Genomic DNA, 14381 nt, shown 5'->3' with positions numbered 1-14381 from the left:
AGCAGTGTCATGAAAAAGAGATTAATAATAGAAGGAATGCATTGTGAAAACTGTGTAAAGGGATTAAATGCAGTATTGACAGAAGATGTAGAAGGGCTTGAAGTAGTTGAAATCAATCTTGATGGTGGATATGCAGATGTTGAGCTTGATGATAAGGTAAGTGAAGATATTCTAAAAGATGCTGTAGAAGAGCTAGGTTTCGAGCTTAAGGAAATAAAAAATATATAGCATGGCTATAAATAGCATGATAAAAGAATAGGAATAAAAAAGACAGACCTTCGGGTCTGTCTTTTTTGCTAAGTAAGTATTTTAAAAGACTTGATATATTTATTGAAGAGTGATATATTATGTAACTAAAGATATTATGGAAAGTAATTTGCCTGTCTAAATTAGATAAAAAATAATGAGCTGGCATATATAATAGAAATAAAAAGTAATTTTAGTGCTTAGAGAGTATTGAAAAGAAAAATTAGACAATAAATAAAGAAAGTAAGAATGCAAATATTACAAAAAAATGTATATATAAATATATAATATCTATAATTTTTCCATAAAAAATAAAAAAGCGTCTAAAAAAACTAGAATTTAGACTAAAAAATGGGAATTTAAATAAAAAAAATATAAAAAACAAAAAAATTACAAAAAAGTAACAGAAATAAATGCTTGCAAGAAGCTAATAGTTACAAAATAGTGTCTAAAAGTAACAAAGTTTACTGTAAAAATGACATTTTTTCAAAAAAAAGCTTTACAAACTGTAATAATATGATGTATTATAAGAATGTAATCAAAATTTCCACGAGGGAAGTTTATAAAATCGAAAATAAAATTTAAAAATAGTAACAAAAGATAGCGACAATTAAGAGTCGGAAATATATAGGGAATAGAAAATAACGAGAGGTGAGAATTAGATGAAAAAAGCAATGACAGTATTAGGGTTAGGTGCAGCAGCTGTAGCGATATCTGTTTCTAACGCCAGTGCAATGGAACAGGCTCAGACGACGACAGACATAAACCTAAGACAGGACCCAAGCGCAACTTCAAATAAGGTCTCAGAATTAAAGGCTGGAGCAAATCTTCAGGTTCAGGAGACTAAGGATGGATGGACTAAGGTTCAGACTGAAGATGGACAGAATGGTTGGGTAAGTGGATATTATGTATCTGGAGAAGATAATAAGGAAACAGCACAGACTAATGATGCTAATTCACAAGCTGAAGCAAACCAGAATGTTCAGACTGAAAACACAACTGAAGCAAATAACCAGACAACAAATAATGAAAATAACGCAGTAAATAATACAAATACAACAAATAACAATAATACAAATACAACAAATAACAATAATGCATCTACAACAAACAACAATGTAAATACAGAAGCCAATTCTGCACAGAATAGTTCAGTAAAGGAAGAAAATGTAGATGGAAGCAAGTACATAAAGGAATCAAGTAAGGATGCTAATCAGCCAGCTAAGGTTACTTCAAACGGTAAGCTTAACTCAACAGCTGCTTTGAATGTTAGAGTGGGTCCATCAGTTTCTAATGGTGTATCTTCTGTAATATACAAGGGAGAAATATTTAAGGTTGTTGAAAAAGCTCCTAACGGTTGGGTAAAGGTAGTTCTTAATGATGGAACAACTGGTTGGGCTAATGGTAAGTACATAGACTTAACTGAAGAAGAAGACAAGACAAATATAACAGACTATAATAAGAAACCTGAACAGGATGCTTCAAAGGATACTTCAAAAGATGATCCTAAGGCAGAAGAAACTGTAGTTTCTCAGGAAGCTGCTAAGACTAATCAGGGTAAGGTAAACAGTTCTGTAGGTCTTAATGTTAGAGCAGGTGCAGGAACTAACACTTCAGTATTAACAACTTTAAAGAATAATTCAGTAGTTAATATAATAGGTGAAGAAAACGGCTGGTACAAGGTTAAACTTGATAATGGAAGTATAGGATATGTTGGTGCAAACTACATAACTAAGACTAGCAGCGATTCTGTAACAAATATAAAGGAATCAGCTGAAACTACAACTTCTAATTCTCAGGTTGCTAATCAGGGATCAACAGAAGCTGCTCAGAAGGTAGTAGATGTTGCTCAGTCTCTATTAGGTGTTAAATACTCTTGGGGTGGAACAACTACTGCAGGATTTGACTGCTCAGGATTTACTCAGTATGTTTACAAGAATGCATTAGGTATAGATATACCTAGAGTATCTAGAGATCAGGCAAAGGCTGGTACAGGAGTAGCAGTTAGTCAGGCAAAGGCTGGAGACTTACTATACTTTGATACAATGGGTAATGGTAGAACAAGTCATGTTGGTATATACCTTGGAGAAGGAAAGTTTATCCATGCAAGTGGTACAGCAAGTAGACCAGAATATGTAAAGATATCAAGCTTATCAGAAAGATGGGTAAACTGTCTAGGTGCTAGAAGATTTGCTTAATTAAATAATGAATATATTAATAGCATTGCGAAGTTCGTAGTGCTATTTTTTTATTTCAAATAAAAAAGTAAATATAAAAAATATATTTTCATATAAAATTCAATGTATATATAAAAGTTATTAAGAAAAAAGTTGAAGTATGTGGATAAATAGCTTTTAATGTATTAAGATAGAGTCAAGAGATAAAAATTTGATAGGAGGAAGTTATGATAGAAAAGTATAAATTAGCAGTAGTTCAAATGAAAGTAACAGATAATAAAAAAGAAAATATATCTAAGGCAAAAGATATGATAAGAGAGGCTGCCCAAAAAGGTGCCAACCTAGTTATACTTCCTGAAATTTTTAATTCTCCTTATAATAATTCATCTTTTCCTGTATATGCAGAAGAATTTCCAGGAGAAACATCTTTAGAAATGATGAAAATTGCAAAGGAGTGTTCTATAGTTCTTGTGGCGGGTTCTATACCTGAAAAAGAAGGAGATAGTATATTTAATACTTGCTACGTTTATAATGAGTCTGGAGAAGTAATAGGGCGTCACAGAAAGATACATCTCTTTGATATAAATATCAAGGGTGGTCAATATTTTAAGGAAAGTGATGTTTTAACAGCGGGTAAAGATTTTACAGTAGTAGATACAAAGTTTGGTAAAATTGGAATAGCAATATGTTATGATGTAAGATTTCCAGAGTATTTTAGAATATTATCTGAAATGGGAGCAGAACTAGTGGCTCTTCCTGCTGCATTTAATATGACAACTGGACCTGCTCATTGGGAAATATCCCTAAGAATGAGGGCTGTGGATAATCAGATTTATATGGCAGCAGCATCTCCAGCAAGAGATGAAAGTCAGTCTTATGTATCTTATGCAAATTCCATGATTGTTGATCCTTGGGGGAAGGTTTTAGAAAATGCAGATACAGATGAAAAAATTATTTATTCAGATATAGATAGAAAAAGAGTTTATGAAATAAGAGAACAATTGCCTCTTTTAAAGCATTTAAGAAAAGATCTCTATAAACTAAAATATAAGTAAAGAGATGGAATATTAACAGTTCTTAGTAAATGTAAAATTAATAAAGATAGAGAATTTATAGAAAATATAATGAATCTATACAAAGTATAAAATTAATATAAAATATAGAGTGAATGCTACAATATTGTTAAATATAAAAATAGGGTATCGATTCAAGTTCGACACCCTATCTTTATATTATGGTTTTTATTATCATACTCCAGAGTAAAGGAGATTAATAAGCAGCTAGTATAACTTATTTATACAATAATTAATTCTATTCCCTTTTCTCTAATTATTTTAATCCATTTTTCGCTTATGCCTGAGTCTGTAATTATTTTATCCACACAATCGATATCACATATAAACGCTGGGGAAACATTACCGAACTTTGTGGAATCAGCTAATAGAATTACCTCTAAAGAATTCTTTATCACTCTTTTTTTTGCGGCAACTTCATATGGATAGGCACAAGTTAGACCTAATCTATCGTGAATTCCTGCTGCTGAAAGGAAAAGCTTAGTAGCTCTTGTATTGTCTACTATAGATAAACCTTCCAATGATTCAAACATTCCTGTATCTCTATGAAATGAACCACCTGGCAGGACGATTTCAACATTTGGTTTTCCTAAAAGATGAATAAGATTATTTGCACTAAAAATAAGCGCTGTAAAACTAAGGTCATCATCTATATTCTGAGCAAGTTTTTCAGTGGTAGTACCGACATCTATGGCAACTACATCGTCATTTTCAATGAATTCAACTGCCTTTTTTCCTATTTTATTTTTTTCAAACTCCATAAGATGAGAATTTTCACTAATAGTATAGTTCATTTCATTCTCATCTTTGAGATTTAAGGGATTATCTTCTCTAGGATTAAAAACAGCTGCACCATAGAAGTTGTCGATGATATTTCTTTCTTCAAGTTCCTTTAAATCTCTTCTGATAGTCATTTCAGAAACACCGAATTCAGCGGCAAGCTCTTTTACTGAAGCACCGTTGGATTCTTTTAAAATGGTCACGAGGCCATTTATTCTATCTTCCTTTTTAGACAAGTTGTCTCCTCCTTACAAGTTCTATCCATATAATATAAAATTCGGGGAGAATATATATTACATAGATTATTATATATTTAAGTATTTAAAAAGATATATATATTATATCATATTTTGTGAGAAAAGGGAGATTTTTTTGTTATAAAAGTGATAGTTCAAAAGAAAATAGAAAAAAATGTTAAAGTTCGCACAGAAAAACGTTGACAAACATAAAACAAAAGTGTATTATAATTTATAGATTGATAAAATTTTTAATAAAATAAAACTTAAATCAAAGGACACAAGATTTAGCATTTAGGAAAACCATACTATAAAAATAATTATAGAAAAAAACGATAATTATTATAGTAAAAAACTAATACAAATTGTGTTAATCATATTACAAAAAGGTCTCAATGTGTTTATACTATAAAAGTGATTGTTTGAACACAAACATTTGAGGTCGGGAAAGGGTTATAAAATGAATAAAGAATCAATATTAAGTCACATCGATCACACACAGTTAAAGGCATTTGCAACTTGGGAAGATATCCAACTTCTTTGCGATGAAGCGGTTGAATACAAAACTGCTTCTGTATGCGTTCCACAGTCATATATAAAGAGAATAAAGGAAAAGTACGGAGATAAGCTGAATGTTTGTACAGTAGTAGGATTCCCTCTAGGATACAACTCAACTGGATCAAAAGTTAAGGAAATTGAAGATGCACTAGCAGATGGTGCTGGGGAAATCGACATGGTTGTCAACATATCAGATGTTAAAAATGGAGACTTCGATAAAGTTGAAGAAGAAATAAGAACTTTGAAGAATGCTTGTAAGGGTCATATCTTAAAAGTAATAATCGAAACTTGTTATTTAACAGAAGAAGAAAAAATAGCTATGTGTAAGGCAGTTACAAATGCAGGAGCTGACTATATAAAGACATCTACTGGATTTGGTACAGCTGGAGCAACTATGGAAGATATACTATTATTCAAGAAACATATTGGCGAAAATGTAAAGATGAAGGCAGCAGGTGGAGTAAAGTCTGTTGAAGATTTAATAGCTTTTATAGAAGCAGGATGCGATAGAATAGGAACAAGTTCTGCTGTAAAGATGCTTAAGGGTATGGATACAAAGGGAGAATATTAAATCTAACCGAAAGTAAATACATTACGAAGGGAGGAAGAGTTAAGCAATTAGAGGCTATAACTCGAAATAATATGTCAAATACTGATAAGATAAAAAGAGTATTCCTTATAGTTTTAGATAGCTATGGTATAGGTGAATTACCTGATGCAAAGGAATATGGAGACGAAGGTAGCAATACTTTAGCGGCAATCGTCAAATCAGAAAAGTACAACACACCATGGTTACAGAAAATGGGTCTATTCAATATAGAAGGTGTTGAATTAGGAAAGGAAGTATCTGCTCCTATAGGAAGTTTTGCAAGAATGAAAGAAGCTTCTAAGGGTAAAGATACAACAATAGGACATTGGGAAATAGCAGGGATAGTATCAAACAGTCCTTTACCAACATTCCCAAATGGTTTTCCAGAAGATTTTATTGAAGAATTTTCAAAGAGAACAGGAAGAAAGTGTGTATGTAACAAGCCATATTCAGGTACAGATGTAATTAGAGACTATGGAAAACATCACATGGAAACAGGAGATTTAATTGTTTACACTTCTGCAGACTCTGTATTCCAGATAGCTGCACATGAAGAAATTGTAAGCGTTCCTGAACTTTACAAGTACTGCGAAATAGCAAGAGAACTTCTTCAAGGAGATAGATTAGGTGTAGGTAGAGTAATAGCTAGACCTTTTGTAGGTGAAGAAGGAAACTTTACGAGAACTCCTAATAGACACGATTATTCATTAGTTCCTCCACAGAGAACAGTAATGGATGAAATGGTTGAAAAGGGATTGGATACAATAGGTGTAGGTAAGATATATGACATATTTGCTGGTAAGGGTATTCAGTCAACTAACAAGATGAAGGACAATACAGATGGAATGAACATTACACTTAGATTAATGGATCAAAATTTCCATGGTTTATGTTTTGTAAATCTTGTTGACTTCGATATGAAGTATGGACATAGAAATGATGTAGAAGGATATGCTCAGGCAGCAACAGACTTTGATAAGCAGCTTGGAGAAATGATAGGAAAGATGAAAGATGATGATGTTGTAATTATAACCGCAGATCATGGTTGTGACCCTTCGACTCCAAGTACAGATCATTCGAGAGAACATACACCAATGCTTATTTATGGAAAGAATATAAAAGCAGGTGTAGATCTTAAGACTAGAGATAGTTTTTCTGATATAGCTAAGACAATATCAGAAATATTCGATACTCCAGGACAAATTTCTGGCAAAAGTTTTTTAAAAGAGGTTATTAAATAAAAAATAATATAAAAAATAAAAAAGGGATTTAAAAAATCACCAGGAGGTTTTATGAAGGTTTTATTAAATATTGTAGGTATTATATTAATACTTGCGCTAATGTACCTATTCTCGTATAACAGAAAAGCTGTTGACAAGAAGCAGGTTCTAAAGGCTTTTATTATTCAGTTTATTATAGCTGCCCTAATAATAAAAGTACCAGCAGGTAGAGCAGTAATTTCTAAAGTAAGTGACGGAGTTGCTTCAGTATTAGGATATGGTAGTGAAGGTATACAGTTCGTATTTGGTTCATTAGGACTTCCAACAGCTCCAACAGGATTTATATTTGCATTCCAGACACTAGGTAATATAGTATTCATCTCTGGTTTAGTAGGTGTACTTTACTATCTTGGAGTGCTAGGATTTATAGTTTCTAAGTTAGGATGGTTACTTGGCAAGGTATTCAAGACTTCAGAAGTTGAAAGTTTTGTTGCCGTAGCAAATATGTTCCTTGGACAGACAGACTCTCCAATACTAGTAAGTAAGTATCTTGGACTAATGACAGATAGTGAAATCATGTTAGTTCTTGTTTCAGGTATGGGAAGTATGTCAGTAAGTATAATAGCAGGATATGTTGCTTTAGGTATACCAATGGAAGCTTTACTGATTGCTTCAACATTAGTTCCAGTTGGATCAGTAATTATTTCTAAGATAATTTGTCCACAGACTGAACAGGTTAATGAAATCGGTGAAGTAAAGATGGATAGAAAAGGTAAGAATGAAAATGTTATAGATGCTCTTTCTTCAGGAGCTATGGACGGTATGCAGATGGCATTTGCTATCGGTGCTGCACTTATAGCATTTATATCTATAGTTGCACTAATAAATGGTATATTAGGAAACTTCGGTGTTTCACTAGAAGGAATACTATCTTATATATTTGCTCCAATAGGATATTTTATGGGACTTGATGGTGGAAATGTATTAAAGGCTGGAGAACTTTTAGGTACTAAGCTTGTACTTAATGAGTTCGTTGCATATGGAAAGCTTGCTCCAATACTAGCAGGAATGGATCCTAGAACTTCATTAATGCTTTGTATATCACTAGCAGGTTTTGCCAATGTGGGAAGTATAGGTATGTGTGTATCAGGTATAGCTATACTTTGCCCAGAAAAGAAGTCAACTCTAGCAAGATTAGGTATTAGAGGTATGGTAGGAGGATTCTGTGTAAGTTTACTTTCTTCTCTAATAGTTGGTCTATTAATGTTGATATAGTTATAGTAGAAAATTTTAACCAAAATAAGAAATTCAGCCCTCGGTTTTTTAGCCGAGGGGATGGATTTTCTGAAATAAAAACCAATAAAAATGTATAATTAAAGATCTAAAATGTATAAAAAAAGTAAAATATTCAGTATGTCATATATATAGATTATATAAAACAATTTATATAGTGGGATTTATGATATCAATTGAGAATACTATGTCGTGTATAAAAATTCACAAAGATTAATATTATTGACAATGAAAAGATAAGTAAATTCTAAAATATGAAAGTATATTAAAAAAGTATTAAATAAAAAAGTGTATATTAAAATAAAGAGATTGCGGCATTTCTCTTTAAAACTATTTTTATTATTTTTAAAATAATTGGAAAATTTTAAAGAGTTAAAAAGGAATAATATAAAGATTTTAACAAAAGCTTATTGATTAAAATAATAATTCGAAATTGTTATTATTTAGCTTTGGGAAATCGTTATTTAAATTTTTATAAAGGAGGCCGGGAAACCGGAGAAAATATTATGAGATTTACAGATATAATAGAAAAGAAGAAAACAAATCAGGCTTTAACAGATGAAGAAATACAGTTCTGGATTGATGGGGTTACTGACGGAAGTATACCTGATTATCAGACAAGTGCCCTTTTAATGGCAATAGTGTTTAACGGAATGGACGAAAGAGAAACAGCTACACTTGCAGAAGCAATGATGAATAGCGGAGATGTAATAGATCTATCTTGTATAGAAGGAATAAAGGCAGATAAGCACTCTACAGGCGGAGTTGGAGATAAGACTTCAATGGCTTTAGGTGCAATGGTTGCAGCTTGCGGACTAAAGGTTGCTAAAATGTCAGGAAGAGGACTTGGACATACAGGTGGTACTCTTGATAAGCTTGAATCAATAGACGGTTTAAATATATTCCTTACTGAAGATGAATTTAAAAAGCAGGTAGATGAAATAGGTCTTGCGATAATTGGACAGACTGGAGAACTAGTTCCTGCCGATAAAAAGCTTTATGCTCTAAGAGATGTTACTGCAACTGTAAATGCTATACCACTTATAGCATCATCAATAATGTCTAAGAAACTTGCATCTGGATCTAATACAATATTACTTGATGTTAAATTCGGTGAAGGTGCCTTTATGAAGACAGTAGAAGATGCTAAAAAGCTTGCTAGTGCAATGATATCTATAGGAAATAGATTAGGAAGAAATACAATGGCTATGATTACAGATATGAATCAGCCTTTAGGAAATACTATAGGTAATGCCCTTGAGGTAGAAGAAGCTGTAGAAACTATAAAGGGAGAAGGTCCTAAGGACTTTACTGAACTTTGTATGTGTGCAGGGGAAATAATGTTAATGCAGGGCAAGGTTGCAGATACTAAGGAAGAAGCAAGAAAGATGTTAGAAGAAGCTATATCATCAGGTAAGGCATTTGAAAAGTTCTTACAGATGGTAGAAGCTCAGGGTGGAAATGTTGAACAAATTAAGAATACAAAACTTCTTCCACAGTCTAAGTTTGTAACTGAAATGAAGTCAAGAGAAGATGGATTTGTATCAAACATACACTCAATGCAGTTAGGAATCCTTGCAATGCATTTAGGTGCAGGAAGAGCTACTAAGGAAGATTCTATAAACTATGCAGTAGGTCTAAAGATGAATGCAAAGAAGGGTGATAAGGTATCTAAGGGAGATCTTTTATGTACTGTTTATCATGATGAAGAATTAAAGGAAGATTGGATAGAAGAATTCTATAATACATTCTCATTCTCAGATACAGAGGTAGATGCAATACCGATTGTAGAAGAAATATTAAAGTAGTTTAAATTCACATTACTAATATACTAAAAAAAAGACCACTTATTATATAGGTGGTCTTTTATGGTTAGGACATAATATGTGTTTGCTTAACTAAAATAATACTTAATATTTTTTAAAAAATGAATAATTTCAAAAAATATTAATAAAACAAGGCAATAGACAAAAAATAGTCAATCTTACTACTAGTAAATATAGTATAAAATATAGATTTATAGGCTTAAATGTTGTATACTAGTGTAGAGGAAAAAAGTAAATATTAGTTATGAATAGGAGGTAACATGATGAAACTCTTAACTTTTAAGGGAGGTATACATCCTCCATATGGAAAAGAGTATGCAAACAAGAAACCAATTGAGAGAGCAAAAGCTCCTCAGACTGTGTATATTCCTCTTCAACAGCATATTGGTGCACCTGCAAAGTGCATTGTGGAAGTTGGCGAAGAAGTTAAACTTGGTCAGAAGATTGGTGAAGCTCAAGGGTTTGTATCTTCTAATATTCATTCATCAGTATCCGGCGTCGTAAAGGCAATTAAGCCATGTAACGTACCGGGTGGTACTGCTATGTGTGTAGTTATAGAAAATGACTTCAAAGAAGAACTACATGAAAGCGTTAAACCACATGGTGATATAGAAGATTTATCTAAGGAAGAAATTGTTTCTATAGTTAAGGAGGCCGGTATAGTTGGTATGGGTGGAGCAACATTCCCTAACCATGTAAAGATATCTCCTCCACCAGATTCAAAGGCGGAGTTTGTAATTTTAAATGGTGCAGAATGTGAACCATATCTAACAGCAGATGATAGATTAATGGTAGAGCATCCTGACAAGGTAGTGTACGGTATCAGAGCTTTAATGAAGGCTTTAGATGTACACAAGGGCTTTATAGGTATAGAAGTAAACAAACCTGAAGCTATTAAGAACATGACAGAAGCTGCAAAAGCTTATCCTGAAGTAGAAGTTGTAAGCCTTCAAGTTAAATATCCAGAAGGTGCAGAAAAACAGCTTATTTATGCTTGTACAGGGAGAGAAGTTCCTTCAGGAGCACTTCCAATAGCTGCAGGGGCTGTTGTTGATAACGTAGCTACAGCGGCTGCTATAGCTAATGCTATTAGAGAAGGTATGCCTCTAGTAGAAAGAGTTACAACAGTTACAGGTCCTTGTATTAAGGAGCCTAAAAACTTAATAACAAAAGTAGGTACTAAGTTCAGCGAAATTATTGAACAGTGCGGTGGCATCAAAGAAGGTGTTAAGGCAGGAAAACTGATTGCAGGTGGACCTATGATGGGACTTGCTCAGTATACAGATGATATATCTACTAACAAAGGTTCTTCAGGTATATTAATACTTGATGAAGAAATGGCTACAGCTCCAGAACCAATGAACTGTATCAAGTGTGGTAGATGTGTAGACGTATGTCCAGCATTCCTTCAGCCATTATTCATAAGTGCATACTCATTAAAGAATGACTTTGATGAAGCAGAAAGACGTAGAGCGATGGATTGTATAGAATGTGGATCATGTTCATATATATGTCCTTCAAGAAGACTTTTATTACCTGCAATTAGACAGGCAAAGAGAGAAATCGGTGCTAAGAGAAGAAAAGCTGCTGCAGCACAGAAGAAATAATAGTTAGGGGGAACAGATAATGGATAAGAAATTGATTGTGTCTTCTTCACCACATATTAGGTCAAAAGAAGATACTTCATATATAATGAAACAAGTTCTAATAGCATTACTTCCAGCAACTCTAGCAGGTTTATACTACTTTAGAGTTCGTGGATTAGTGACTATTCTTGCTTGTGTTATCGGTGCAGTTGGTTCAGAATGGCTATATTGCAAGATAACTAAGAAGAAATCAACTATAAATGATTTATCAGCAGTAGTAACTGGTTTATTACTTGCATTTAACGTTCCTGCAGGACTTCCTGTATGGATGTGTGTATTGGGAGCTGTGTTCTCAATAGTTGTTGTAAAGATGATATTTGGTGGTATAGGATGTAACTTCCTTAACCCTGCACTAGCAGGCAGAGCATTCCTGCTTGCATCATTCCCAGTAGCTATGACTACATGGGTAGCTCCAAGTGTTACTGAAGTTGTTACAACTGCAACACCTTTAAGCTTTATGAAGCTTGCAGGTGCAGAAGGTATGGGAACAGCAGCAGGTGCAGTAGAAAAGCTACATGGTGCAAATATAACTATAGTAGATATGTTTATCGGTAATATAGGTGGTACAGTTGGTGAAACTTGTTCAGTTTTATTAATAATAGGTGGAATTTACCTTGTTTATAAGGGAATCATATCATATATAATGCCTGTTACATACATAGGACTAGTTTTCGTACTTACATTATTATTAGGTGGATTCAACGGAGAATTTGCTCTTTACCAGACATTTGCTGGTGGTCTTTTACTTGGTGGTATATTCATGTTAACTGACTATACAACATCACCAATGACAAAGAAGGGGCAGATTATATATGCTGCAATAGCAGCTGTAATAGCTACTTGCATAAGATTATACGGTGGTTACCCTGAAGGTGTATCTTATTCTATACTATTTGCCAACTGTTTAGTTCCATTAATTGACAAATATGTACATAATAGAGTGTTTGGGGAGGTGCGTAAATAATGAATAGTATGGTTAAAATAGGCGGTACATTATTTGGATTTACTGCTATAGCTGCATTATTATTAGCCGGCACAAACCAAATAACAGCACCTGTAATAGAACAGCGTAATGAAAAAGCTAGTAATGAAGCTAGAATAGCTGTTTTACCAGGAGCAAAAGACTTTAACCCAATAGAAGTTTCAGAATACAATTCAGCAGGAGCGAGTACTGTAGAAGAAGTATTTGAAGGAGTAAATGGTTCAGATGAAGTTGGTTATACAATTAAATCTCAGCCATCAGGTTATGGCGGAGCTATCGAACTTACAATAGGAATTAGTAAGGACGGTAAGATTACTGGAGTTAATGTTGGTAATAATTCAGAAACTCCAGGTCTTGGTGCAAAATCTACAGATCCAGCTTTCAATGGTCAGTACAAAGGTAAGGAAGCTAAGGAAATTGAAGTTGTAAAAAGTGGAACACCAGGAGATAATCAAATAAAGGCAATATCTGGAGCAACAATTACATCAAAGGCTGTAACAAGCGGTGTAAATGATGCAATCAAGGTATTTGATGTTTTAAATAAATAAAGGGGGGTCAAGAGATGAGTAATTTAGGTAAAATATTTAAAAATGGTTTAATCGATGAGAACCCTACCTTTGTTCAGGTAATTGGTATGTGTCCAACACTAGCCGTTACAAGTTCAGCAATAAACGGTATGGGTATGGGACTTTCTACTGCAGTAGTTCTTGCATGTTCAAACCTTGCAATATCATTACTTAGAAAGATAGTTCCTGATAAAATCAGAATACCATGCTTTATAGTAGTTATAGCTACATTCGTAACAATTGTACAGATGCTTTTAAAGGCATATGTACCAGCATTAGATAAAGCCCTTGGTCTTTATATACCACTAATAGTTGTTAACTGTATCATACTTGCAAGAGCAGAAAGTTTTGCTTGTAAGAATGGTCCAGCTGCTTCATTTGTAGACGGTATAGGTATGGGTCTTGGATTTACAATAGCACTTACAATTCTAGGTGCAGTTAGAGAAATTCTAGGAGCAGGAAGTATCTTCGGATTTACATTCCTTCCAGCAACATTTAACACATTGTTATTTATATTGCCTCCTGGTGCCTTCTTAACTCTAGGATTCTTAATGGCTATATTCAACAAGATTACTAAGAAAAAGGCGTAAAGGGGTGTAGATAATGAAATTAATACTATTATTTTTGTATATAGTTCTAGTAAATAATGTTATCACTTCTCAGTTCCTTGGTATTTGTCCATTCCTTGGTGTTTCAAAGAAAACAGATACAGCAATTGGTATGGGAGTTGCCGTTACATTCGTTATAGCGTTAGCTTCTGTGATAACATACTTCATACAGATGATATTAAACAAGACTGGTCTTGAATTTTTACAGACTATAGCATTCATTCTTGTTATAGCATCTATAGTTCAGTTCGTTGAAATGGTAATAAAGAAGACTTCACCTTCACTATATCAGGCTCTAGGTGTGTTCTTACCTCTTATTACAACAAACTGTGCAGTTCTTGGTATAGCGATAGTTAATATAACTAAGAACTACAATTTAATTGAAACTCTAGTAAACGGTGTTGGTGCCGGTATAGGTTTCACACTTGCAATAGTAATATTTGCAGGTATTAGAGAAAGACTTGAATTGGCAAATATACAGGAAGCTTTCAAAGGATTCCCTATAACACTTATATCTGCCAGCCTAATGTCAATTGCATTTTTAGGTTTCACAGGTCTAATAAAATTATAAGGGGAGGTAC

General features: G+C 33.4%; 13 protein-coding genes. 12 read left to right on the top strand and 1 reads right to left on the bottom strand.

Annotated elements, in window-relative coordinates; genetic code table 11:
* Positions 1-9: 9 nt before the first annotated feature.
* The 3 genes from BMY82_RS02410 to BMY82_RS02395 all read left to right on the top strand — a co-directional run bounded on the left by BMY82_RS02410 (position 10) and on the right by BMY82_RS02395 (position 3478).
* Positions 10-228: a heavy-metal-associated domain-containing protein gene (locus tag BMY82_RS02410; protein ID WP_091974254.1), complete on the top strand. Its 219-nt coding sequence runs from the start codon at positions 10-12 to the stop codon at positions 226-228.
* Positions 229-908: 680 nt separating this feature from the next.
* Entirely contained in the window at positions 909-2444 is a 1536-nt protein-coding gene (locus tag BMY82_RS09560; RefSeq protein WP_242938892.1) for an SH3 domain-containing protein, read from the top strand.
* 209 nt (positions 2445-2653) lie between these two features.
* Positions 2654-3478 carry a carbon-nitrogen hydrolase family protein gene (locus tag BMY82_RS02395; protein WP_091974342.1) on the top strand — a complete coding sequence of 275 codons (825 nt, stop codon included), beginning with the start codon at positions 2654-2656 and terminating at the stop codon, positions 3476-3478.
* 239 nt (positions 3479-3717) lie between these two features.
* Here the strand turns inward: BMY82_RS02395 and BMY82_RS02390 are convergent, their stop codons facing one another.
* Entirely contained in the window at positions 3718-4512 is a 795-nt protein-coding gene (locus BMY82_RS02390; RefSeq protein ID WP_091974252.1) for a DeoR/GlpR family DNA-binding transcription regulator, read from the bottom strand.
* Positions 4513-4972: 460 nt separating this feature from the next.
* Between BMY82_RS02390 and deoC the strand changes: the two genes are divergently transcribed.
* The 9 genes from deoC (at position 4973) to rsxA (ending at position 14371) form a co-directional block, all read left to right on the top strand.
* Positions 4973-5641: a deoxyribose-phosphate aldolase gene (gene deoC, locus BMY82_RS02385; RefSeq protein WP_091974250.1), complete on the top strand. Its 669-nt coding sequence runs from the start codon at positions 4973-4975 to the stop codon at positions 5639-5641.
* A gap of 71 nt (positions 5642-5712) precedes the next feature.
* Entirely contained in the window at positions 5713-6900 is a 1188-nt protein-coding gene (locus tag BMY82_RS02380) for a phosphopentomutase (RefSeq protein ID WP_091974248.1), read from the top strand.
* A gap of 51 nt (positions 6901-6951) precedes the next feature.
* On the top strand, positions 6952-8154 hold the full coding sequence (locus BMY82_RS02375) for a NupC/NupG family nucleoside CNT transporter (RefSeq protein ID WP_091974246.1): 1203 nt from the start codon (positions 6952-6954) through the stop codon (positions 8152-8154).
* Between the two features lie 524 nt (positions 8155-8678).
* On the top strand, positions 8679-9980 hold the full coding sequence (locus tag BMY82_RS02370) for a pyrimidine-nucleoside phosphorylase (protein WP_091974243.1): 1302 nt from the start codon (positions 8679-8681) through the stop codon (positions 9978-9980).
* Between the two features lie 281 nt (positions 9981-10261).
* Positions 10262-11605, top strand: coding sequence for an electron transport complex subunit RsxC (gene rsxC / locus BMY82_RS02365; protein WP_091974241.1), 1344 nt, complete (start codon positions 10262-10264; stop codon positions 11603-11605).
* A 19-nt stretch (positions 11606-11624) separates the two neighbouring features.
* On the top strand, positions 11625-12608 hold the full coding sequence (locus BMY82_RS02360; protein ID WP_180366702.1) for an RnfABCDGE type electron transport complex subunit D: 984 nt from the start codon (positions 11625-11627) through the stop codon (positions 12606-12608).
* A complete protein-coding gene (locus BMY82_RS02355; RefSeq protein WP_091974237.1) occupies positions 12608-13174 on the top strand; it encodes an RnfABCDGE type electron transport complex subunit G in 567 nt (188 codons plus the stop codon). The genes BMY82_RS02360 and BMY82_RS02355 overlap by 1 nt, the downstream gene beginning before the upstream one ends.
* A 14-nt stretch (positions 13175-13188) precedes the next feature.
* Complete coding sequence (gene rsxE, locus BMY82_RS02350; RefSeq protein WP_091974235.1) at positions 13189-13782, top strand: electron transport complex subunit RsxE; 594 nt, start codon at positions 13189-13191, stop codon at positions 13780-13782.
* 13 nt (positions 13783-13795) lie between these two features.
* Positions 13796-14371: an electron transport complex subunit RsxA gene (gene rsxA / locus BMY82_RS02345; RefSeq protein WP_091974233.1), complete on the top strand. Its 576-nt coding sequence runs from the start codon at positions 13796-13798 to the stop codon at positions 14369-14371.
* The last annotated feature ends 10 nt before the right edge of the window (positions 14372-14381 follow it).

This window comes from Peptostreptococcus russellii, assembly GCF_900110295.1.
GTDB classification, from domain to species: Bacteria; Bacillota; Clostridia; order Peptostreptococcales; family Peptostreptococcaceae; genus Peptostreptococcus; species Peptostreptococcus russellii_A.
The sequence above is the reverse complement of the archived record's forward strand: the minus strand, read 5'-3'. Positions and strand labels throughout refer to the sequence as shown.